Genomic DNA, 22,369 nt, shown 5'->3' with positions numbered 1-22,369 from the left:
CGCGATCAAGACGACGCATTGCCTCGCCGAGGGTTTCAGGGCTGGCCGGCTATTGGAAGGCCGTCTCCGAAAAGCTCCTGAGCTTGCGCGAATGCAGCCGCTCCATCGGCATCCCGGCCAGCTTCTCCATCGCCTTGATGCCGATGGTCAGGTGCTGCGCCACTTGCCGCTTGTAGAACTCGGTCGCCATGCCCGGCAGCTTCAATTCGCCATGCAGCGGCTTGTCGGAAACGCAAAGCAGCGTCCCGTAGGGCACGCGGAAGCGGAAGCCGTTGGCGGCAATGGTCGCCGATTCCATGTCGAGCGCGATCGCGCGCGACTGCGACAGCCGCTGCACCGGCCCGCGCTGGTCGCGCAGCTCCCAGTTGCGGTTGTCGATGGTGGCGACGGTGCCGGTGCGCATGATGCGCTTGAGGTCGTAGCCCGAAAGCCCGGTGACCTCGGCGACCGCTTCCTGCAGCGCCACCTGTATCTCGGCCAGCGGCGGGATCGGCACCCAGACTGGCAGATCGTCGTCCAGCACATGGTCCTCGCGCACATAGGCATGCGCCAGCACATAGTCGCCCAGCGCCTGCGTGTTGCGCAGGCCCGCGCAATGGCCGAGCATCACCCAGGCATGCGGTCGCAGCACCGCGATATGGTCGGTGATCGTCTTGGCGTTGGACGGGCCGACGCCGATATTGACCATGGTGATACCGCCATGGTTCGGCTTCTTCAAATGATAGGCCGGCATTTGCGGCAGGCGCTGCGGCGGCGCGCCTTCGGAGGGCACGCTCGATCCGGCATGGGTGATGACATTGCCAGGCTCGATGAATTCGGCGTATCCGCCGCCGCCGCTCTCCATCAGCTCGCGGGCGCGGGCGACGAATTCGTCGATGTAGAACTGGTAGTTGGTGAACAGCACGAAATTCTGGAAATGCTGCGGGCTGGTCGCCGTGTAGTGCGTCATGCGGTGCAGCGAATAGTCGATGCGCTGCGCCGTGAACGGCGCCAGCGGCCGCGGCTCGCCGAAGGCAACTTCGAACGTGCCGTTGGCGATCTGGTCATCGGTGCCGTCGAGATCGGGCACGTCGAACAGGTCGCGGATCGGCCGCTTGATGCGCTCGGCGGCTGTGCCGTCGACATAGGTGCCCTCCAGGAAGGCGAAATGCAGCGGGATGGGCGTGGTCGATTCCGACACCGTCACCTGGACGCCGTGATTGCGCATGATCAGCCGAAGCTGCTCGACGAGATAGTTTTCGAACAGCATCGGCTGGGTGACCGTGGTCGAGAAATGGCCGGGCGTCGGCATGTGGCCGTAGGCCTGGCGCGAGTCGACCTGGCTGAACGACGTCGTGGTGACGCCGATCTCGGGATAGAAGGCCCGGTAGCGCTTGTTGTTGTCGCCGCCGGCGGCCAGTGCCGCGAAGGAATCGCGCAGGAACTTGGTGTTGCGGTCGTAGAGCACCTGAAGCGCGGCGACCGCTTTTCTGGCGTCGTTGAAACTCTGCCTGCCGAAAGGCTCAGGCATGACGACAGATTCGATGGCTTGGGGGTAGATTCGCTTTTCCATGGCTCAATATAGAGACTTGGAAGAGCGGTTGGGAGGGGGAGCCAAGCCGGAACACAGCGTGAGCGCCGATTTTGTTCGTCCAAGGTTCAAGGTGTGTTGAGATTCAGGTCAGGCCGCGCCGAGTTGCAGGCCGGCATCCCCTGAATATCGACGCACCTCACCCGCGCTGCAGGGCGACCAGCAGGACAAAGCCGACACCGGACTTCTTCGGCGACGGCGCTTCGATCGTCGCGCTTGTATCGGCGCGCATCATCGGCACCGCCAGCACCGGGGCGGCGAGCAGCACCAGGATGAGCGCCGCCCGCGGCAGGAGCCGAAGGGCCTTCAGGGCGCTGGTGGTGATGATGCGGTCCATGATCGTAGCTTCTCTTTTGAGGGTTTGTCGGTTCAGCGGTTGAAATGGTTCATGCAGTTCGGCCGGCAGGAATTGGCAGCGTCCCAGGCCCGGGCCGGGCGGCCTGTCTCGGCCACCAGGACGGCGAAAAGCATGCCAAACAGGCTCATCAGCAGGCAGACGATGGTGAAGCGGCGGGCGAGCATTGCGTTGGTCCTCTCCTTCAATGCCAAGGAGAATGCCCGAGCGCCGCTGAACCGGCTCTGATGCCGGCATTCATCTGCGGTTCAAGTTCGTTGACGGGTTTTGAGGCGGCGCATCGGCCGGGTAGAAAATGAAAACGGGGCCACGAGGGCCCCGTCGTCAGGTGATTGCGGCGAGGCGCAGATCAGAGCTTGTGCCAGGTCTGGCTCTTGCAGATCAGGCCGCCGAACACGCAGCCGCTCATCTTGAGCGACGTGCCCGAAAGCGTCGCCTTGCCGGCATAGGTCTTGTCTGTTTCCGGATCGGTTATGCTGCCGGCATATTTGTTGTCGCCGGCCGCCTTGAGCGAGCCGATCGTCTTGCCGGCGAACTTGCCGGTCTTCAGCGTGATGGCAAACGCGCCGCCGCCGCCGATCGCCGCCGTCTCGCCGGACTGCGTTTTCCAGTTGCCCTCGATCGGATCGGCAAAGGCCGCGCCGGCCATGATCAAGGTGGCCGCCACGGCCAGGCTCACTTTTCGAAACATGTCTGTCCTCCCTATAGGTTCCGGTGGGGCGCCGTCCCGCCTTCCTAACCCTTACGCAAACGTAAGCTAGTTCAGCTTCCGGCAAAACAAAAGCGGTGCCGCCGGGGAAGGTTGCAGGATTTTGCCGCCACCTTTCAACGCGAAATGAACGGACAGCTTCATTGCCATTGGTTCCCGTGGTTAGCGGAGTGTTGACCGGACCGTTCGAAGTTTTCGTCAAATTTGCCGCAAACAGGCTGAACTGCGGGCTTTGTATGCTTAACGAATTTCAGTGTTTACCTCTTGTTTTAGCTTTGTTTTCTTCAAATTAAGCACGCCATTTAACGACGGATTCAAGGCTCGGCTTCATCCTCGAAAGCATCGAAAGAGCAGCCCCCCGAGGGATACCAAGGGACAGAAGGAGGCAGCTCTCGGGAGCCAGACAGGGGATTGAAATGGCACGTTTTGAAATGCTTGAAGCCGGCTTCGGCGCCATAGGGGCAACTGCCCAGGCCGACATTCTTTTCGAACTGGGCATGATGTATGCGACCGGCCGCGATTGCGAGACCGACGTCGTCGCCGCCCACAAATGGTTCAACATCGCCGCCATCAAGGGTTCGGTGCGCGCCGCCGAATTGCGCTCGGAACTGTCGGCGGCGATGTCCAAGGCCGAGATCGCCAGGGCGCTGCGCGAAGCGCGCGAATGGATGACGATGCACTGACAGACAACAAGGGCGGAAACGCTTCGGGCCAAGGCCGCGCAAGACGGCCGGCACAGGGACAAGGCCGCACAATACGGCCGGACGAAAAGAAAGACAGGGAAGCGAGTGGGGTTTCGGGCGCGGGGGCGTTCGGGAAAGCTCGTTTGGCAAAAAGCCGCGACCGGCCGGAACAAGGCCGGCGCGGCTTTTGGCTTTCAAGCGGTCCGCGATACAATACAGGCCCAATCGAGTGCCGGCGATGCGCCAAGACATGCCAGGCGAAGGATGAAATGGTCCGGCCTCTCTAAAAGAAGCGCGGCCGGAGCGGCCGCGCGCGAGTGGAGTGTTATATCACCATGAAAAAATTAGGTATTTTGAGCGCAGCCGCATTGGGCCTGATGATGAGCGCGCCGCTGGCATTTGCCGATGACATCACCATTTCGGTGGTCGGTCCGATGACCGGACAGCTCGCCACCATCGGCGACCAGTTCAAGCAGGGCGCGCAGGCCGCCGCCGACGCCATCAACGCCGCTGGCGGTGTCAACGGCAACCAGATCAAGCTCGACGTCCAGGACGACCAGTGCGATCCGAAGCAGGCGGTTTCCGTCGCCAACCGCATCGTCGCCGACGGCACCAAATTCGTCGATGGCCATGCCTGCTCGGGCTCCAGCATTCCGGCATCCGCCGTCTATGCCGAGGCCGGCACGCTGATGATGAGCCCGGCCTCCTCCAATCCGGAGCTGACCGATGCCGCGGCCAAGGCCGGCTGGCCGACGATCATGCGCCTCTATACGCGCGACGATGCGCAGGGCGCCTTCATCGGTCCGTGGATCGCCAAGAAATATGCCGGCAAGAATGTCGTCATCCTGCATGACAAGAGCGCCTACGGCCAGGGCGTGGCCGATGCCGTCAAGGCGACGATGAATGCCGGCGGCCTCAAGGAAGTGGATTACGAAGGCATCAATGCCGGCGAGAAGGACTATTCGGCCCTCGTCACCAAGTTGAAGGAGCTCAAGGCCGACGTCGTCTATTTCGGCGGCTACCACCCCGAGGGCGGCCTCATCCTGCGCCAGGCGGCCGAGCAGAACGTCAAGTTCCAGCTGATCATGCCGGACTCGATCGCCACTCCGGAATTCTGGCAGGTCGCAGGGCCGGCCGGCGAAGGCACGATGTTCGTCTTCCCCTCGGATCCGCAGGCCAAGCCCGAAGCCAAGGACGCCATCGCCAAGATCAAGGCGGGCGGCTTCGTGCCGGAAGGCTTCACGCTGTTCTCCTACGCCGTGGTCCAGGCCTTCGCCGAGGGCATCAAGCGCGCCGGCAGCGACGATCCGGCCAAGGTCGCCGAAGCGCTGAAGAACGGCCAGCCGATCAGCACCGTGGTCGGCGACGTCGTCTTCGACGAGAAGGGCGACCTGAAGAACGCCAGCTACGACATCAACCAGTGGCACGACGGCAAATACGCGCCGATCCAGCCTTGATCGTCGCTGCCTGACAGTCGGAAATGGCCGGATCTGCTCCGGCCATTTTCATTTTGGACAGTCAGGTCTGCGGTTCCTCGAAGCGCACCAGCACGGTGCCGTCGCTGACCTGCGCGCCTTCTGCCACGATCTCGGCGATCACCCCGTCATGCGGGGCGGCGATCGTATGTTCCATCTTCATCGCCTCGAGGATCAGCAGCGGCTGGCCCTTGACGACAGCATCGCCCGGCCCCGCGCGCACCAGCTTGACCAGGCCGGGCATCGGCGCGCGCAGGCTCCCGGATGCGGCGGCGGCTTCGTCGGCCTTCGCCAGCGGGTCGGGAACCGCGAAATTGTAGCCGGCCGCGCCTTCGAACACGGTGACGTGGCCTGGCCAGCGGGCGAGGCGAGGCGTGGTCCTCAGGTCGTGGGAATTGACCTCTTCGTACGGCGCCTCCAGCGCCACCTGGAAGCGGCCGTCCGGCCGCATCGAGATGCGCGCCAGTATGGCTTCTTCGCCGTAGCGCAGCCGGGTGCGTCGCTCCACCGTGTGGAAATGCGCATAGCCGGCAAGCGCCGACCAGGGGTCGCTGGTCGGCTCTTGCGCGCCGGCGCCCGATGCCGCGAGCGCCGCGGCGGCAATGATCTCGCCATTCGGCGGGGCGATCGCCACCAGTTCGTCCTGATGCCGGCCGATCAGCCCGGTGTCGACGTCGCCGGCCGCGAAATCGGCATCGGCGGCGAGCGCGGCGAGAAAGGCGGTGTTGACCGTCGAGCCGGCCACTTCGGTCTCAGCCAGCGCCTTGCGCAGCGCCGCAAGCGCGGCGGCCCGGTCCTTGCCGTGCACCACCAGCTTGGCGATCATCGGATCGTAGAAGGGCGAGATCGCATCGCCGGCGCGCACGCCCGTCTCGATGCGCATGGCTGCATGCGCCGGCGCCGCATCCGGGAATTTCAGATGATGCAGCGTGCCCGTCGCCGGCAGGAATCCCCTGGTGGCGTCCTCGGCATAGATACGCGCCTCGAAGGCGTGGCCGGCAAGCTGGATCTCGGCTTGCGCGCTCGGCAGCTTCTCGCCGGACGCGACCCGTAGCTGCCATTCGACCAGATCGATGCCGGTGACCATTTCGGTGACGGGGTGCTCGACCTGCAGGCGGGTGTTCATCTCCATGAACCAGAAGCGGTCGGCCTTCAGCCCCTGCGAGGCGTCGACGATGAACTCGATCGTGCCGGCGCCTGAATAGCTGATGGCCTTGGCAGCCTTCACCGCGGCCTCGGTCATCGCCTTGCGCAGCGCCGGCGTCATGCCGGGAGCGGGCGCTTCCTCGATCACCTTCTGGTGGCGGCGCTGCGCCGAGCAATCGCGCTCGAAAAGATGCACGGCATTGCCGAAATTGTCGCCGAACACCTGCACTTCGATATGGCGCGGCTTGTCGACATATTTTTCCACCAGCACGCGATCGTCGCCGAAGGCCGCTTTGGCCTCGCGCCGGGCGCCGGACAGCGCCTCTGAGAAATCGTCCGGGTGGTCGACGCGCCGCATGCCCTTGCCGCCGCCGCCGGCGCGCGCCTTGATCAGCACCGGATAGCCGATCTCGCGCGCCTTGGAGGCGAGGAGCACGATCTCCTGCGCCTCGCCGTGATAGCCGGGCACCACAGGAACGCCCGCCGTCTCCATCAGGCGCTTGGCCGCGTCCTTCAATCCCATGGCGCGGATCGAGGCCGCCGACGGGCCGATGAAGACCAGCCCTGCCGCCGTCACCTGGTCGACGAAATCCGGGTTCTCCGACAGGAAGCCGTAGCCCGGATGGATCGCCTCCGCGCCTGTGGCAAGCGCCGCCGCGACTATTCTATCGCCGCGCAAATAGCTTTCTCCGACAGGCGAGGGGCCGATGTGGACTGCCTCGTCGGCCATCTCGACATGCCAGGCCCTCGCATCCGCATCGGAATAGACGGCGACGGTGCGCACGCCCAACCTTCGTGCCGTGCGAATCACGCGGCAGGCGATCTCGCCGCGATTGGCGATCAGGATCTTGCCGAACATGGAGCCTCCCGGTTTTGCCTCGGTCGGCGCCAGTCGGGCGAGCGTCGGCCTATTTCGACGCCGCGATTTCGCAGCCGCCGCTCGCGGTCCTGACTTTCCACTTCTTCAGGCCCGCCTGGCAGGATCGTAGCGCCCGCTCTTCCGCGGCCGTTTGCGACGGCGCGTTCAGCCCCGAGCCGCAGATGATGTAGAGGTCGACGACGCGCGAATAGAAGGTCGTTGCATAGGCCGAATGGCCGCCGGCCGCCACATAGTCGTGGTAGGTTTTGATGCACTCGTCCTTCGGATTCCCAGGTAAATACGGAGAGAACCGCTTGTCGCCCACCTTGCCGGCAAGCGACTCCGCCGCGCCCGCGCCGGGCAAGGCGAATATAAGCAATCCCGCAAGTATCGAAGCAGCTATACGCCGAAAATAGTTCAGTTTCATTTTCACCCCATGCCCACCGCAAATTGCGGGGTGAGCAGTAGCGTGTATTCTCCGAGGCGACCAGCCCGGTATCGAAAAATCCTATTTGAGTTCGCAAATTATTTGATTGGTCCATGAAGTTCAGACTCCACCGACCGCAGCAACGGCCTCTCGGTATAGTTCCGCCGTTTGCTCGTCGAAGCAACAGAAGATGACGGTTTCCGGTATCGCGTTCTGGCTGAGGAAATCGCTCACGCTGCCGACAGCAACCCCCGTCGCCTTGTCCTTCGGGTAGCCGTAGATGCCGGTTGAGATCGCCGGAAAGCCAATCGTGCGGCAATCATGGGCGCTGGCGATCTCGAGCGAGCGCCGGTAGCAGGAGGCGAGCAGCTCGGCCTCGCCCTTGCCGCCGCCCTGCCAGACCGGCCCGACGGTGTGAATGACGTAGCGCGCCGGCAGCCGGTAGCCCTTGGTCAGCTTTGCATCGCCGGTCTCGCAGCCGTTGAGCGTGCGGCACTCCGCCAGGAGTTCAGGCCCCGCCGCGCGATGGATGGCGCCGTCGACCCCGCCACCGCCGAGCAGCGACGAATTGGCTGCGTTGACGATGGCATCGACCGCGAGCCTGGTGATGTCACCGGTATTGATGCGGAGCCTGTCGCCAGGAGCGCTCATCTCACATCCTGAACACGCCGAAGCGCGTCTCCTCGATGTCGGCATTGAGCGCGACCGACAGGCTGAGCGCCAGGACCTCGCGCGTCCTCGCCGGGTCGATGATGCCGTCGTCCCACAGCCTCGCCGAGGAATAGAGCGGATGACCCTCATGCTCGTATTTCATCAGGATGGGCTTCCTGAATTTCGCTTCCTCTTCGGCGCTCCACTCGCCGCCCTTGCGCTCGATGCCCTCGCGCTTGACCATGGCAAGCACCGTCGCCGCCTGCTCGCCGCCCATCACCGAAATGCGCGCATTCGGCCACATCCACAGGAAACGAGGTGAGTAGGCCCGCCCGCACATGCCGTAATTGCCGGCGCCGAACGAACCTCCGATGATCATCGTCACCTTCGGCACCCTGGCGGTGGCGACCGCCATCACCAGCTTGGCGCCGTCCTTGGCGATGCCGCCGGCCTCGTATTTCCTGCCGACCATGAAGCCGGTGATGTTCTGCAGGAAGACCAGCGGAATGCCGCGCTGGCAGCAGAGCTCGATGAAATGCGCGCCCTTCAGCGCGCTCTCCGAAAACAACACGCCATTGTTGGCGATGATACCGACCGGCATGCCGTGCAGATGGGCAAAGCCGGTAACCAAGGTGGTGCCATAATTCTGCTTGAACTCGTCGAACTCCGAGCCGTCGACGGTGCGCGCGATCACCTCGCGCACGTCATAGGGCTGGCGCAGGTCCGTCGGCACGATGCCGTAGAGCTCATGCGGATCGTGAAGCGGCGGAATCGGTTTCTGTAAGTTCAGGCTTACCGCCTTGTTCCGATTGAGGTTCTTCACAATGCGCCGGCAAATGGCCAGCGCGTGTTCGTCGTCCATTGCGTAGTGGTCGGCGACGCCGGAAAGCCTTGTGTGGACATCGGCGCCGCCGAGCTCCTCGGCGCTGACATCCTCGCCTGTCGCCGCCTTCACCAGCGGCGGGCCGCCGAGGAAGATGGTCGCCTGGTTGCGCACCATGATCGTCTCGTCCGACATTGCCGGCACATAGGCGCCGCCCGCAGTGCAGGAGCCCATGACGCAGGCGATCTGCGGGATGCCTGCCGCCGACATGTTGGCCTGGTTGTAGAAGATGCGGCCGAAATGCTCGCGGTCGGGAAACACCTCGTCCTGGTTGGGCAGATTGGCGCCGCCGCTATCGACCAGATAAACGCAAGGCAGGTTGTTCTGCAGCGCGATCTCCTGCGCGCGCAGGTGCTTCTTCACCGTCAGCGGATAGTAGGTGCCACCCTTCACCGTGGCGTCGTTGACGACGACCATCACCTCCGTGCCCTCGACGCGGCCGATGCCGGCGATGAGACCGGCGGCCGGAATGTCCTCGCCATACATCGACCATGCCGCGAACTGGCCGATCTCGAGGAAGGGCGAGCCGATGTCGAGCAACTGCGCCAGGCGCTGGCGCGGCAACAGCTTGCCGCGCCCGAGATGGCGCTCGCGCGCCTCGTCCGAGCCGCCGCGCTCGATGCTTGCAGCCTTCTCGGAAATGTCGGCGACCAGCGCCCGCATGCGCTCGGCATTGGCGCGGAAGGTGTCGGAGACGGGGGAGATCTGGGATTGCAATGTGGCCACGTTGTTCCTCACACCTCTTGATGCCGCGACGGAACCAGTGTAACAGCCCGCGCCCGGATGCCGCGCGCCAAGCATGGCATCCTTCTTAGTAGTGACACCCTCAGGAGGCGACGATGAAAGGCATGGATATGCGTTTCACCAGATGTCTCCCTTCGGCCATGGCCTGACGCCGCCGAAGGGCGGCTTTCCACGTCCCGAATTTGAGCAAGAGGAACACGGCGCCCGCAAGCGCTGTGGGTGTCACAATGTATTTGCGGTTTGTAACGCCGCTGATCCATCCGAAGAGCCGGGTGGAGACCGGCTTTTTCCATGCGTCCTGGTATCTGTACCGGAACGGCTGCCCGGACTGGATCCATGACGAACTGAAGGATCAGTTCGGCTGGTTCAATCGGCATTTGCCCATTCCTGGCAGGGTTGGCCGGCATTTCAAACGCCGGAATTCGATCTGGGGCGTCTGCTGGTTTCATCCGGACGCCAGGGAGGCGATCAGCCGCGCGCGTTATTGCGCCTGGCTGATCGAGGAGGGCGGCTTGCCGGTGCGGTCGATAACGTCGGCGCGCCAGCGCGAGATTCTGTGGTGCGATGCGCATCAGATCGTCGCCAAGCCGACCGACGACCTGCCCAAGGCCTTCGGCTGAGATGGCGGAGGGGACCATCACACCCCCTCCGCCATGATCTCGCGCCCGATCAGCCAGCGGCGGATTTCGCTGGTGCCGGCGCCGATCTCGTAGAGCTTGGCGTCGCGCAGGAGCCTGCCGGTCGGATAGTCGTTGATGTAGCCATTGCCGCCGAGCAGCTGGATCGCATCGAGGGCCATCTGCGTTGCCTTCTCGGCGGCGAACAAAACGCAGCCGGCGGCGTCCTTGCGCGTGGTCTCGCCGCGGTCGCAGGCCGCGGCCACCGCATAGACATAGGCGCGCGCGGCGTTCATCGTCGCGTACATGTCGGCGAGCTTGCCCTGCACCAGCTGGAAGGTGCCGATCGGCTGACCGAACTGCTTGCGTTCGTGCACATAAGGCACCGCCACGTCGAGGCAGGCCGCCATCAGCCCGATCGGCCCGCCGGCCAGCACCGCGCGCTCGTAGTCGAGGCCCGACATCAGAACCTCGACGCCGCGTCCTTCCTCATGCAGCACGTTCTCGAACGGCACCTCGACATTCTCGAACACCAACTCGCCGGTGTTGGAGCCGCGCATGCCGAGCTTGTCGAGCTTCTGCGCCACCGAGAAACCGGCGAAATCCTTTTCGATGATGAAGGCGGTGATGCCGCGCGAATGGCGATCCGGATCGGTCTTGGCATATACCACCAGCGTCTCTGCGTCGGGCCCGTTGGTGATCCACATCTTGGAGCCGTTGAGCACATAGCGATCGTTGCGCTTTTCGGCGCGCAGCCGGAGCGACACCACGTCCGATCCGGCACCCGATTCCGACATCGCCAGCGCGCCGACCTTCTCGCCCGAGCAGAGGGCAGGGAGGTATTTCTCCTTCTGATCAGGCGTTGCCCAGCGGTTGATCTGGTTGACGCAGAGATTGGAATGCGCCCCATAGGACAAGCCGACCGAGGCCGAGGCGCGCGAAATCTCCTCCACCGCCACGACATGGGCGAGATAGCCCATGCCAGTGCCGCCGAAATCCGGATCGGCGGTGATGCCGAGCAGGCCGAGCGCACCGAGCTCCACCCACAGATGCGCTGGAAATTCGTTGGCACGGTCGATCTCGGCCGCGATCGGCGCAATCTTGTCCTGCGCGAAGCGCCGCACAAGGTCGCGCAGCGCCTCGATGTCCGGATCGAGCCCGAAGCTCAGCGTGTTCGTGTACATGCCGTTCCTCCCTGCGCATGCCCCGATCCTCGCGGGGGATCATGCGTGAAACTCAGAGCGCCACGACGTCCCTGGCGCGCCCGGAGGGACGCGCGGTGCCTTGGCTGATTGTCGCGCCGACCAGGCGCATTGTCATCGAAAGATATGACGTGGTGACTTCGCCGATCGACAGCCGCTCGCCCGGCCGGAACCAGACAATGACGCCGGTCATCATCTGGATCAGCGCCATGGCGGTGAGCCCGATGTCGTCGATCGCAAAGACGCCATTCTCCGCGCCGTCGCGCAGGATGGCACGCAGTTCCTTCTCGTAGGCGGTGCGCTGCTTCAGAATCAGCGTCAGCCTGTCATGCGAAAGGCTGCGCAGCTCCATGTTCGAGACATGCGTGGCGGAGCGGCGCGCGATATGGAAGGCGATGTGGTTTTCGACATAGGCGGCGAGCCGCGCGACCGGATCGGCGCCAGCCGGGCGCGCCGCATCCCATGCCTTGAGCAGTCCTTCCATGTGCTCGCGCATCAGCGTGAACAGCAGGTCTTCCTTGGTCGGGAAGTAGCGGTAGAGCGCGGCGGCCTGCACGCCGACTTCCGCCGCCAGCAGTCGCATCGACATCGCCTCGTAGCCGAGGCGCGCGATCAGGCCGACCGCCGCTTCGCGAACGGCAGCCTCGGTCTTTTCGCCATCGGAACCCGTCGTGCGCGCCATTCCCGCTTCCTCTTTCGTTCGGATAATAAAACGAACGTTCAATTAATTCAAGGGAGGAATGGGCGCCTCGAACAGTGCGGTAAAAGGCAGGATCGACCGCAACAGTGGCGACGTCGATCGGACCGGAGCCTCAGTCGCCGCTGAAGGCGCGGCTCGCCTGGTCGGTCAAAGGCTTCAGCAGGTAGGAGAGAACCGTGCGCTCGCCTGTCCTCAGAAAAACCTCGGCCGGCATGCCGGGTTTCAGCTCGAGCTGTCCGGTTTGTTTCAGACTGCTCTGTGTCAGCGCGATACGCACGGCGTAATAGGCAACGCCAGCCTTCTGGTCTTCGATGAGGTCGGGCGAAATCCGGTCCACCTGGCCCTCGACCTCCGGCGTGGTCTGCTGGCTGAACGCCGACAGGCGAAGCGCGGCCGGCTGCCCGACGCGGACCTGGTCGATGTCCTGCGGAGCGACGCGCGCCTCGACCACTAGGGCGTCGGCGGTCGGCACGATCTGCATGATCGCCTCGCCGGGCGCGATGACCCCGCCGATCGTGTGTACCGCCAATTGGTGCACGCGCCCCGACTGCGGCGCGCGGATGTCGATCTGCTTCAGCGCTAAAGGAAACAAATCAGAACATACACACATATGTCGTGCGCTTCATTGCCGGGCAGTTCTCGTGAGGATGTCGTGCCTGGGTTCGAGGCCGCTGCCGAGCTTGCTGCGACATTCGGTCAGGTGACGATTCGGAAGTCGCCTGGCGCGTCGTCGCCGGCGCTTTCCGCGATCTCGACCTTCGCGACCGAGGCCCCGCGCGGCCCTTGCCAAAGCCGCTCGATCATGGCCGTGACCGCGCCATCGGCGCCGGCGATCAGCGCCGTCACCGAGCCGTCGCGTTCGTTGCGCACCCAGCCCGTCAGGCCGAGACGCATCGCCTCGCCGCGCGTCCAGACACGATAGCTGACGCCCTGCACCTTGCCGGAAATGCGTGCCCGCACGGCGCGCTGCCTGCCCTGCATCCTATCAACCTTCCGCCTTCGCCTTGCAGAATCTGGGCATGTGGCCGGCCAAAGGCAACCCGGTATCGACGCGGTCGAGCCGCCGAGCGGCTGCTGCTAGTTACCCCGGGCGGCCGCGAGCGCGCCCGGCAATTCTTCGGCGAAGATGTCGAGCTCGTGGTCGAGGCCAACGCTGACCCTTATGCAGCGGTCTAGCCCGGGCGCCATCGGCTTGCGGATGAACACGTCGCGCGACAGGAGGCCCTGCAGCACCTTCAGCGCGAAGCCGCCGTCGCTGCCGCAGTCGATGGTGACGAAGTTGGTCGCTGAAGGCAGCGGCTTCAGCCCGTTCGCCTCGGCGATTGCGGCGATGCGCCGGCGCCCGGCGGCGACGCGCGTCACCACGCTTTCCAGATAATCCTGGTCGGCCAGCGCCTCGAGGCCGGCGATCTGCGCCATGCGGCTGACGCCGTAATGGTTACGGATCTTCTCGAAATCGCGGATCACCTCGGGCTCGGCGACCGCGTAGCCGCAGCGTATGCCGGCCAGCCCATAGGCCTTGGAGAAGGTGCGCATGCGGACGACGTTGGGCCGGGACACGTCGATCGGCGGCAGCGCCGAGGCCGGCCCGAGCTCGCCATAGGCCTCGTCGAGCACCAGCATGGTGGTCTCGGGCAACGCCTCGATGAAGCGGATGATTTCGCCGGCCTCCCACCAGCTGCCCATCGGATTGTCCGGATTGGAGAGGTAGACCAACGGCGCCTTTTCGCGGACCGCCGCCGCGAGCAGGCCGTCCAGGCTTTCCCGGTCGTTCTCGTAGGGCACCGCGACCAGCCTTCCGCCGACGCCGGCGACGTGGAAGTTGAAGGTCGGATAGGCGCCGAGCGAGGTCACCACCGCGTCGCCAGGCGCCACATACATGCGCGCCACCAGGCTGAGCAGCCCATCTATGCCTTCGCCGATAACCACATTCTCGGCGCCGACGCCGAGATGGGCGGCGGCCGCCTGCTTGAGGTCGAAATTGTCGGGGTCGCAATACATCCACTGGTCGCGCGCGACGCTTTCCATGCGGGCAATGACGCGGGGCGAGGGCCCGAAGCTGCTCTCATTGGCGCCGATACGGGCGCGGAACGGACGGCCGCGGTCACGCTCCTGCGCTTCCGGGCCGACAAACGGCACCGTCGAGGGAAGCGCGGCGATAAGCGGCGTGAGGGGAGGGCGCAGGCGCATGGCAAGAGGCTCGTCGAGAAAAAGGGCCTCCTTGCTAGCGTGGACAGGTAGGCTGCGCAAGTTGCCGCCAGGGGAAATGGAGGGGCGCTAGCTTGTGGATGTGGGGACTCGCGCGTTCCTTCTCTAATGCTGGATTTCGCGGGTCGATTTTGCTAGCGAGGCAAGATGAACAATCGGCTGCCTCCCGCCTGGTCCAAGCATCTCAAGGGCCTGTCCACGCCACCGGCCAAACAGCCCCAGCCAAAGCCGCTGCAGGCAAGGCCGCTGCAGTCAACGCCGTCGCGCGCGCAGGCCGACGACCTGCTGCTGCGGCAGGCGCTCGAACTGCAAAAGGCTGAGCGGCTGCCGGAGGCCGAGGAGCTGTGTCACCGTGTTCTGGCAAGAACGCCCGAACATCCGCTTGCCTTGTACATTCTTGGCACTTTGGGGCTTGGCGTCGATGATGAGTTGGCCATCAAGTTTTTGGCGCGTGCAGCGGCACGGGAACCGAGGAACCCTTATTATCGGCTTAGTCTTGGAGAAGCCTATCTGAAAGTTAATGATCACCCGTTGGCGATTCAGCACTTGCAGCGCGCCTGTGAACTGAAACCGGATCTGGTTGAGGCGCTTTGCCGGCTGGGCGAGGCATACGGCAGGTTTGACAAGGCTGAAATGGCTTTGCCTCTCTATGAAAAAGCGCTGAAGATCGATCGCAATCATCCGCTCGCCGGTTTGGGCCTTGCGAGTGCACTCATAGGCCTCGGACGGATGGACGAGGCAACAACCTATTTGAACGAAGCCATTGCCGGGCGCGTGAATGTGTCTGCAGGCTACATTGCCTTTGCAAACACTCGAAAATTTTCTGCCGAGACTCCCGAACTCGGCCAAATCCTGAACGAGCTCGGCGACAGCGCGATTTCCTCGGGTGAGTCGAGTCTGCTTCACCTGGCGGCGGGGAAGATCCTGAACGACCTGGGGCGTTATGACCAGGCGATGGATCATTTCTTGAAGGGCAAGGCGCTCAAGGCCCGTGAGTTCGACATTGATTTCTATCGCAAGCGGGTTGATTCGCTCATCGGCGTGTTCGATGCGCAGCTGTTGGCAGACAAAGCAGCTTATGGAAATCCGTCCGAGGTGCCCGTCTTCATCTTGGGTATGCCGCGCTCGGGTACAACTCTGACTGAGCAAATCTGCTCGAGCCACCCGGAAGTTCACGGGGCCGGAGAGCTCACGAAACTGGGGCGAATGGCGGCCTCTATCGGCTTAAGTCTCAGGGCGGGGGAGTCTTTCGGCGAGTGGGTAAGGTCGATGACGATCCCGCAATCTCAAGCGCTGGCAGAAGAATATCTGTCCTACCTGCGTCATTATTCGGCAAACGCTCCGTACATTGTCGACAAGCTGCCCCACAATTTCGAGCTGGTCGGGCTGATTGCGATTCTGTTTCCAAATGCTCGGATTATTCACTGCAGGCGTGACGCAATCGACAATTGTCTTTCTTGCTTCTTTTCAAACCTTCAGGAAGGCCATAATTTCAGTTGCGATCTCGAAACCCTGGGTCTGTACTACCGCGAGTATGATCGCCTTATGCGCCATTGGAACACGGTTCTGCCCGGGCGAATTTTTGAGAACGGCTATGAAGATCTCATTTCGGATCAGGAGAGGCAATCGCGCCGTCTTATAGACCATCTTGGCCTGCCTTGGAATGATGCCTGCCTTCGCTTTTTCGACAAGGCGGGCTCGGTCAGGACAATCAGTCGCTGGCAAGTTCGCCAGCCGATCTACAAGTCGTCAGTCAAGCACTGGAAGAACTATGAAGGCAGAATCCAGCCATTGATTGAAGCCTTGGGAGATCTGGCTGAACTTTAAGAAACATTCGCGGTCAACGCGCAGCCACCATGACCTCCTGGAGCCGAGCGAATGCGAAGCGGGCGCCGCGGTCCAGAAACCTGGTGCCCCGCCGTCGAGTTTCACCCCCTCTGGCCTGCCAACCACCTCACCCCGCAAGGGCGAGATCGGTAGCCGTCTGCCTCGGCACGCCTTCTTCGAAGCCGAAGACCGGCAAAGGCACTTCGCGACATCCAATCTGACCTTGCGGGGCAGGCCAATCGCATTTGAATTGCCGAGTCTGTTCGACGGGGTAGTCGAGCCGAAGACTGTTGGGATGTTCGGTCGAGGTTCTGAGCCGAATCGGATCAAGGACAGATAAAACGGCGAGCCGCTCGCTTTGGCGATTTCCGCAGCACTTGGCCAAGTGTATGGAAAACAAAGAATATCGCCATACGCGATTGCCCTGCCTTGCGGGGAACATGGCCGGCAAGAGGCGCGGGCGCTGTCCTCTGGCGCCGCGAACCCAGTTTCGCGGTGGCACTTAGAGGCCACCCTCGGATTCCGCGCGCGCTTCGCTCCTCGCGGATAGCGCGACCTTGATAGTCGGATCTCCTAATTCAAAAAACCCGGCGGTTGCCCGCCGGGTTCTAATTTCAGTCAGGCAGTGCCTGTTAGAACGAGCGCTGGAAGCGGAGGAGACCGCCAACGTAAGGGGAGGGCGCAGGCGCATGGCAGAGGCTCGTTAAGAAAAAGGGCCTTCTTGCCAGCGTGCCGGATTGGCCGGTGCAAGCTGCGCGACGGGACGGGGCGCGGTTCCAGAAAGAGTCTGGCGCGCTGTTGCCCGAAGACGAAAAAACCCGGCGGTTGCCCGCCGGGTTCGATTTCAGTCAGACGCTGCTGATTAGAACGAGCGCTGGAAGCGGAGCATACCGCCGATGGCGTCTTCTTGCCGGGCATCGGTCCAATCGGAGACGGTATCCTCGCCAACGTTGATGTAGTCGACCTCGGCCGTGACGGTGAAGCCGGGAACGACGTCGTAGGCGATATTCGCCGCAACGCCGAAGTTCTTGCCTTCGTCATAGGAGAGCTGGGCGTTGAACGAGGTCTTCTCGTTGAACTTGTAGGTACCGCCGCCCCAGACTGCCCAGTTGCCGCTCCACTGCTTGAAGAAGCCGCGGCCGCCGGCCGGGATTGCCCAGGTCGGATCCGAGAGATTGTCGTCGGTGCCGTAGCCGCCCATGACCCACAGCGAGATCGCGTCGGTGGCGTTGACGTCCAAGCGGACCTTGCCGGCCACTTCCTCGTAGTTGCTGTCATAGGCGACGACGCCGGCGATGGCGCCCCAGCCCTGCGTGTACTTCAGACCGCCGACGACATGCGGAACGTAGCTGTCGATCGTGCCGACGACGCCCGAGCCTTCTTCGAGCGAGAGGACGGCGGAGAAGCCGTTGCCAGCGTCGAAGTAGTACTGGATGACGTTGGTGTCGAAATTGCCGTACGGAACCAGCGTATCGTTGATGACGTTGCCGGCGTAGCCGATGAACGTATTGAAGGCCGATTCGTCCTTACCGACGCGCAGACCACCGAGCTGGATCCAGGCGAAGTTGAGCGAAACGCCCTTGCCGCCGGCGGGATTGCTATCGGTTTCATCGATTGTCGTGGTGGCCGGATCATCAAGGGTGGCGTGCCGATTGTTGTTGCCGAAGTTGAAGCGGGTCTCGGTGTAGGTCTTCAAGGTGCCGAGCTCGGTTTCCTGGCCGGTCCAGGTCTTCAGCGTGAAGCGGGCATTCTTGTACCAGGTATCCTGCACGTCACCATCTTCGTGGTCGACCGACTCCGCGCCGGTGAACGCGCCGACGTCGCCCATGCCGATGTCGTAGCGGACATAGCCGCCGATGCGCAGGCAGGTTTCGGTGCCGGGGATGTAGAAGTAGCCCGAGCCGTACACGTCGCAGATCTTGACGTATTCAGCCGGTTCCGGCTCGGCGACGACAACGGCGTCGGCGGCGCGCGCACCGGAAACTGCGATCAGGGCCGCAGCTGAGCCGAGAAGAAGGCTCTTGATGTTCATTTTCTGACCTCCAGTCAAAAGTTAAAAAACGGGTCTGGGTATTCTTTGCTGAAGGACAGCGTTCCCTGCCCCATCCCCACTAACCGAAAAAGATGCGCACCGCGCCGCTCCTTCAAATTCGACATTACCCATGAGACGGCGTCGTTCAACCATGATCGTACCGGCGGACGGGCTGTCCGGACGCTATCCCCGAGCGTTGTTGCACAAATGACACGATTTGGCCTCACTCAGAAAGCTCTCGTTAACTTTCAAGGCCTTTGCACCCCTTGCAAACGGCCCGAATCCGGCGCTGGGCGGACCGAATTGCGGCGCGCTTGCCCGAGTCGCCAGCCAGGGAATTGCCGCAGAATCGCCGCATGGCGAGGCGGCATCACTGCCAGGAACCGATTTTTCCGCGATAATGACGCCGGCTTGTTGATTGTGCCGAAGCTTTTCTTTATCCAGCGGCGCAACGGAGAGGTGGCCGAGTGGTCGAAGGCGCTCCCCTGCTAAGGGAGTAGAGGTCAAAAGCTTCTCGTGGGTTCGAATCCCATCCTCTCCGCCACCCTGCTTCGCGCCATGCGGCTGCGCAGGACGAGCTCCGCGAATCCCTCATAAGAGCAGAATCGACGACGCCCGTTGCGATTCACCTTCGCCTGTCATGACTACGACGACAGCGGAGTCGACCTTCTGCGGCTGATACAGAATCTCGTAAAGTCCTTTGAAAGCATAGCAATATCAATGCGTTAACTTCGCAATTCTTGCGCCCGGTCCGCCAGTTCGTTCGATTCTGACTGGAGGTCAGAAAATGAACATCAAGAGCCTTCTTCTCGGCTCAGCTGCGGCCCTGATCGCAGTTTCCGGTGCGCGCGCCGCCGACGCCGTTGTCGTCGCCGAGCCGGAACCGGCTGAATACGTCAAGATCTGCGACGTGTACGGCTCGGGCTACTTCTACATCCCCGGCACCGAAACCTGCCTGCGCATCGGCGGCTTTGTCCGCTACGACATCGGCATTGGCGATCGCGAAGGCCACCAGGATGTGGCCGACCGTTTGGGTGACGGCACCAACGATACCTACCACAAGCAGGCCCGCTTCACGCTGAAGACCTGGACCGGCCAGGAAACCGAGCTCGGCACCTTGAAGACCTTCACCGAGACCCGTTTCAACTTCAAGGACGGTTATCATGACGACGCGGGCAGCTCGACGTCGCTGAACTTCGCCTGGATCCAGCTCGGTGGCTTCCGTGTCGGTAAGGACGAATCGGCCTTCAACACGTTCAACGGCTATGCCGGCAACGTCATCGACGATACCATCGTCCCCTACGGCGAATTCGACACCAACGTCATCCAGTACTACTTCGACGCCGGCAATGGCTTCTCGGCCGTGGTCTCGCTCGAAGACGGCGCTGGCGCCAATACGATCGATAGCTATGTTCCGCATATCGTCGGCGGCGTGAAGTACACGCAGGGCTGGGGCGCCATCAGCGGCGTCGTTGGTTACGACAGCAACTACGAATCCTGGGCTGGTAAGGCTCGCTTGGACGTCACCGTCAACGACGCGATCTCGGCGTTCGTGATGGCCGGCTACGGAAGCGACTCCGACTTTACCGATCCGAACACCGGCCACAGCTTCTTCAAGCTTTGGGACGGCAGCTGGGCGGTCTGGGGCGGCGCCAGCTACAAGTTCAACGAGAAGGCCTCGTTCAACGTCCAGGCGTCGTATGACGATGGCAAGACCTTCGGTCTCGCCGCCAACGTCGCTTACGATGTGGTTCCCGGCTTCACGGTCACGGCTGAAGTTGACTACTTCAACAAGGCCGACAGCGACTGGCACGGCAGCGACGACGGCGTCGGCGGTATCCTCCGCTTCCAGCGCTCGTTCTAAGGGCTGGTTGTCCACAGGTGAAATCCAGCCCGGGCGCTTCAACGCCCGGGCTGTTTTGTTTTCGTGATTGGGCTTGGGCAAACGGAAGGAAAAGGGGGTTCGATAGCTGAACAGAAGTCTGCGGAACGGTTTCGTGGGACCTGCCCTCTGGCGGGTGAAATCGGATTTGTCAGACTTAACTCTTGAAAGGACGCTTCCAAGCGGATAGGTGTCGCCTTTCCACTCGGGGGTGTGGTCAAAAAAATGACGAACGAAGCGATTCAAGAGGGGGTGCCCTCTGACCATTTCGCGATCTTTTCTTCTCAGACTGCAAAAATAAAATACAGCTATAACAAGATAAGAGAAGTAAAGTCGTACCGGGTCGGAGAGCTGTTTTCAGCATATCGGGATATACTCTGGGATGATGGGCGACATAAATACAATGTCAGCTCTTTCATCGGCGAAATCGATGAGATTCTCCTCGGGGAGCGTTTCAGCGCTTTTGACCAAAGCACCCTGGACAACCTTATCGGAACCCTGCGCCAGCGCGGCAACAGCAACGCAACCATCAATCGCAAGATGGCTGCTCTCAGCAAACTGCTGCGCAAGGCTCACAAGATGGGGGATATTCACAGCCTGCCCGAGTTCCGCCGCCAGAAGGAGCGGGCGGGACGGATTCGTTTCCTCGAAAAGGACGAAGAGGCGAGGCTGTTCGCCGCAATCAGGAGCCGCAGCGAGGACGCTTACCGGCTCTCCGTCTTCCTTGTCGATACCGGCTGCCGCTTGGGCGAGGCGCTCGGCCTGATCTGGAACGACATCCAGGAGCACCGCGTCTCCTTCTGGATCACCAAGTCCGGCCGCAGCCGTACCATTCCGATGACCGCCCGCGTCAAGGAAGTGATCAAGCTGCCGGTCACCGAGGGACGCCGTCCCAAGGGCCCCTTCACCAGATTCAGCCAGGCGCAATTCCGCGCCATCTGGAACGAGGCGAAGGCCGAGGTCGGCCTTGCCGCCGACGAGCAAGTGGTGCCGCATATTTTGCGCCACACCTGCGCCTCTCGACTCGTCCAGGGCGGCATCGACATCAGGCGCGTGCAGATGTGGCTCGGCCACCAGACGCTGTCGATGACCATGCGCTACGCGCATCTAGCCACCAACGACCTCGACGGCTGCGTCTTCGTGCTGGAAACGCCGCGCTGCGACGGGGCGACGAAGGGCGCGGAAAACTCCATGTTTTCCTCGCCCGTGACCACGCCCACATCCTCAAAGCCGGCGCGCAAGCCGAAGAGCGAAGCGGCCGCCGTGAAGGTCTCCAGGAAAAGCTTCAGGGCCAACTAGCTTGAGTCCTTCTCCCCGTTCACGGGGAGAAGGTGCCGAAGGCGGATGAGGGCGGCGCCGATGGTCAGAATCGGTCGCCGCCATTTTCCGGAAGCGATTGTCTTTTTAAGCGTTTCTATACTGCAAAAATAGCTCGGTAGCCGATTTTGAGCTTGGGATTACTTCTTTTGAATTTCCGCCCGATCCAGGAACGCGGCGATGGCGATAGGCAAGGTGCCCGTTTCGAGGAACGGCGCATGACCCTGGCCCTCGACCGTGATTGCTTCCATGCCGGGATGTCGTTCTCGCATCTCCTCAAGCGTTGCTGATGACAGCAGCTTGGAGTTTGCGCCGCGTATGGCAAGCAGCGGCACGGCGGCCAGCGCCTCGAACTGCGGCCACAGATCGGGCAGCGGCTTGCTGAAGTCGAGACCGGCCAGCGTGTCGACAAGCCTCGGGTCGAAATCCGGCATCAGCCCCGCGTCGGTCTCGCGAAAGAGCGCCGACACCATCCGTTCCCAGTCCGCTTCGGCAAGCGCCGGAAAGTCACCGCCGTGCACCTCGCGCTGCGCGTTGAGCGCCTCGGCGAATGTCTTCGGCTTCGGCGCGCCATCGAGATAGGAACGGATATGGGCGAGGCCTTGCGTCTCGATCACCGGGCCGATGTCGTTGAGCACCACGGCCTTCAGCACGGCCGGCGCGATCGCACCGAGCACATGGATGATCAGCCCGCCGCGCGACGTGCCGATGAAGCCCGCTTCCTCGATGCCGAGCGCGGCCAGCCCGGCCAGGATATCGCCGGCTTCGATGCCCACATTGTAGTGGCCGATGTCGGGGTCATAGGCCGATTGCCCGCGCCCGCGATAGTCGAAGGCCACGACCTTGCGCCCGGCCCGTCTCGACAGGTGGAGCGCCAATTCGTGGAAGTCGCGCGCGTTGCGGGTGAGGCCGGGCAGGCAGACGACAGGCCAACGACCCGAATTGACTTCGCCATAGATGCGGGCGTGAAGCCGGAGCCCATCCAGCGCGTCATAGAAAAAGTCGGAGAAAGCTTCGCCTGGCATGCGGACACGTCCCTCGCCATTCCCGATTCGTGCGCGAGTGCTACAGGCGAGGGCAGG

Annotated in this window: 20 protein-coding genes, 1 tRNA gene and 1 pseudogene; 7 read left to right on the top strand and 15 right to left on the bottom strand. The window is 62.8% G+C overall.

Annotation, left to right across the window (positions count from 1 at the left end; all coding sequences use genetic code 11):
* Window positions 1-49: 49 nt before the first annotated feature.
* The 4 genes from EN786_RS06385 to EN786_RS06375 all read right to left on the bottom strand — a co-directional run bounded on the left by EN786_RS06385 (window position 50) and on the right by EN786_RS06375 (window position 2,616).
* Window positions 50-1,510 carry an AMP nucleosidase gene (locus EN786_RS06385; protein WP_245493415.1) on the bottom strand — a complete coding sequence of 487 codons (1,461 nt, stop codon included), beginning with the start codon at window positions 1,508-1,510 and terminating at the stop codon, window positions 50-52.
* A 199-nt stretch (window positions 1,511-1,709) separates the two neighbouring features.
* Window positions 1,710-1,907: a hypothetical protein gene (locus EN786_RS06380; protein WP_127283014.1), complete on the bottom strand. Its 198-nt coding sequence runs from the start codon at window positions 1,905-1,907 to the stop codon at window positions 1,710-1,712.
* 32 nt (window positions 1,908-1,939) lie between these two features.
* The gene (locus EN786_RS37635; protein ID WP_187331195.1) at window positions 1,940-2,092 is read right to left on the bottom strand and encodes a hypothetical protein; all 153 of its coding nucleotides are present in this window, start codon (window positions 2,090-2,092) and stop codon (window positions 1,940-1,942) included.
* 182 nt (window positions 2,093-2,274) lie between these two features.
* A complete protein-coding gene (locus tag EN786_RS06375; RefSeq protein WP_127283015.1) occupies window positions 2,275-2,616 on the bottom strand; it encodes a DUF2147 domain-containing protein in 342 nt (113 codons plus the stop codon).
* A 434-nt stretch (window positions 2,617-3,050) separates the two neighbouring features.
* Between EN786_RS06375 and EN786_RS06370 the strand changes: the two genes are divergently transcribed.
* On the top strand, window positions 3,051-3,317 hold the full coding sequence (locus EN786_RS06370; RefSeq protein WP_127283016.1) for a sel1 repeat family protein: 267 nt from the start codon (window positions 3,051-3,053) through the stop codon (window positions 3,315-3,317).
* 335 nt (window positions 3,318-3,652) lie between these two features.
* The gene (locus tag EN786_RS06365; RefSeq protein WP_127309863.1) at window positions 3,653-4,774 is read left to right on the top strand and encodes an ABC transporter substrate-binding protein; all 1,122 of its coding nucleotides are present in this window, start codon (window positions 3,653-3,655) and stop codon (window positions 4,772-4,774) included.
* A gap of 61 nt (window positions 4,775-4,835) precedes the next feature.
* Here EN786_RS06365 and EN786_RS06360 read toward each other — a convergent pair whose 3' ends face one another.
* The 4 genes from EN786_RS06360 to EN786_RS06345 form a co-directional block, all read right to left on the bottom strand.
* Window positions 4,836-6,797 carry an acetyl/propionyl/methylcrotonyl-CoA carboxylase subunit alpha gene (locus EN786_RS06360; RefSeq protein ID WP_127283018.1) on the bottom strand — a complete coding sequence of 654 codons (1,962 nt, stop codon included), beginning with the start codon at window positions 6,795-6,797 and terminating at the stop codon, window positions 4,836-4,838.
* A 49-nt stretch (window positions 6,798-6,846) separates the two neighbouring features.
* Complete coding sequence (locus EN786_RS06355) at window positions 6,847-7,224, bottom strand: hypothetical protein (protein WP_127283019.1); 378 nt, start codon at window positions 7,222-7,224, stop codon at window positions 6,847-6,849.
* Between the two features lie 120 nt (window positions 7,225-7,344).
* The gene (locus EN786_RS06350; RefSeq protein WP_127283020.1) at window positions 7,345-7,875 is read right to left on the bottom strand and encodes an O-acetyl-ADP-ribose deacetylase; all 531 of its coding nucleotides are present in this window, start codon (window positions 7,873-7,875) and stop codon (window positions 7,345-7,347) included.
* A 1-nt stretch (window position 7,876) separates the two neighbouring features.
* Complete coding sequence (locus EN786_RS06345; protein WP_127309864.1) at window positions 7,877-9,484, bottom strand: carboxyl transferase domain-containing protein; 1,608 nt, start codon at window positions 9,482-9,484, stop codon at window positions 7,877-7,879.
* Window positions 9,485-9,729: 245 nt separating this feature from the next.
* Here EN786_RS06345 and EN786_RS06340 point away from each other — a divergent pair, with 245 nt between their 5' ends.
* Window positions 9,730-10,122, top strand: coding sequence for a hypothetical protein (locus tag EN786_RS06340; RefSeq protein ID WP_127283022.1), 393 nt, complete (start codon window positions 9,730-9,732; stop codon window positions 10,120-10,122).
* Window positions 10,123-10,139: 17 nt separating this feature from the next.
* On the opposite strand, the gene EN786_RS06335 is transcribed toward EN786_RS06340, so the two are convergent.
* The 5 genes and pseudogenes from EN786_RS06335 to EN786_RS06315 all read right to left on the bottom strand — a co-directional run bounded on the left by EN786_RS06335 (window position 10,140) and on the right by EN786_RS06315 (window position 14,211).
* Window positions 10,140-11,303, bottom strand: coding sequence for an isovaleryl-CoA dehydrogenase (locus tag EN786_RS06335; RefSeq protein WP_127283023.1), 1,164 nt, complete (start codon window positions 11,301-11,303; stop codon window positions 10,140-10,142).
* 52 nt (window positions 11,304-11,355) lie between these two features.
* On the bottom strand, window positions 11,356-12,003 hold the full coding sequence (locus EN786_RS06330) for a TetR/AcrR family transcriptional regulator (RefSeq protein WP_127283024.1): 648 nt from the start codon (window positions 12,001-12,003) through the stop codon (window positions 11,356-11,358).
* A gap of 130 nt (window positions 12,004-12,133) precedes the next feature.
* Window positions 12,134-12,598: pseudogene (locus EN786_RS06325) on the bottom strand (HlyD family efflux transporter periplasmic adaptor subunit); the annotation flags it as partial.
* Window positions 12,599-12,717: 119 nt separating this feature from the next.
* Window positions 12,718-13,002 (bottom strand): acylphosphatase, encoded by a 285-nt coding sequence (locus tag EN786_RS06320; RefSeq protein WP_127283025.1) that lies wholly within the window; start codon window positions 13,000-13,002, stop codon window positions 12,718-12,720.
* 96 nt (window positions 13,003-13,098) lie between these two features.
* Window positions 13,099-14,211, bottom strand: a complete 1,113-nt coding sequence (locus EN786_RS06315; protein WP_127309865.1) for a pyridoxal phosphate-dependent aminotransferase — start codon at window positions 14,209-14,211, stop codon at window positions 13,099-13,101.
* A gap of 165 nt (window positions 14,212-14,376) precedes the next feature.
* On the opposite strand from EN786_RS06315, the gene EN786_RS06310 reads away from it, so the two are divergent.
* Window positions 14,377-16,056 (top strand): sulfotransferase, encoded by a 1,680-nt coding sequence (locus EN786_RS06310; protein ID WP_127309866.1) that lies wholly within the window; start codon window positions 14,377-14,379, stop codon window positions 16,054-16,056.
* 862 nt (window positions 16,057-16,918) lie between these two features.
* Here the strand turns inward: EN786_RS06310 and EN786_RS06305 are convergent.
* Entirely contained in the window at window positions 16,919-18,088 is a 1,170-nt protein-coding gene (locus tag EN786_RS06305; RefSeq protein ID WP_127309867.1) for a porin, read from the bottom strand.
* Between the two features lie 453 nt (window positions 18,089-18,541).
* Between EN786_RS06305 and EN786_RS06300 the strand changes: the two genes are divergently transcribed.
* The 3 genes from EN786_RS06300 (at window position 18,542) to EN786_RS06290 (ending at window position 21,269) form a co-directional block, all read left to right on the top strand.
* Window positions 18,542-18,632, top strand: a tRNA-Ser gene (locus EN786_RS06300).
* A 243-nt stretch (window positions 18,633-18,875) separates the two neighbouring features.
* Window positions 18,876-19,952: a porin gene (locus EN786_RS06295; RefSeq protein WP_127311904.1), complete on the top strand. Its 1,077-nt coding sequence runs from the start codon at window positions 18,876-18,878 to the stop codon at window positions 19,950-19,952.
* A 243-nt stretch (window positions 19,953-20,195) separates the two neighbouring features.
* Window positions 20,196-21,269: a site-specific integrase gene (locus tag EN786_RS06290; RefSeq protein ID WP_127283030.1), complete on the top strand. Its 1,074-nt coding sequence runs from the start codon at window positions 20,196-20,198 to the stop codon at window positions 21,267-21,269.
* A 158-nt stretch (window positions 21,270-21,427) separates the two neighbouring features.
* On the opposite strand, the gene EN786_RS06285 is transcribed toward EN786_RS06290, so the two are convergent.
* The gene (locus tag EN786_RS06285; RefSeq protein ID WP_127311903.1) at window positions 21,428-22,312 is read right to left on the bottom strand and encodes an alpha/beta hydrolase; all 885 of its coding nucleotides are present in this window, start codon (window positions 22,310-22,312) and stop codon (window positions 21,428-21,430) included.
* Window positions 22,313-22,369: the final 57 nt, after the last annotated feature.

Origin of the sequence: Mesorhizobium sp. M4B.F.Ca.ET.143.01.1.1, from assembly GCF_004792275.1 — a bacterium.
Taxonomy (GTDB): domain Bacteria; phylum Pseudomonadota; class Alphaproteobacteria; order Rhizobiales; family Rhizobiaceae; genus Mesorhizobium; species Mesorhizobium abyssinicae.
Note: the sequence above shows the minus strand (reverse complement) of the source record. Positions and strands in the feature narration are given on the sequence as shown.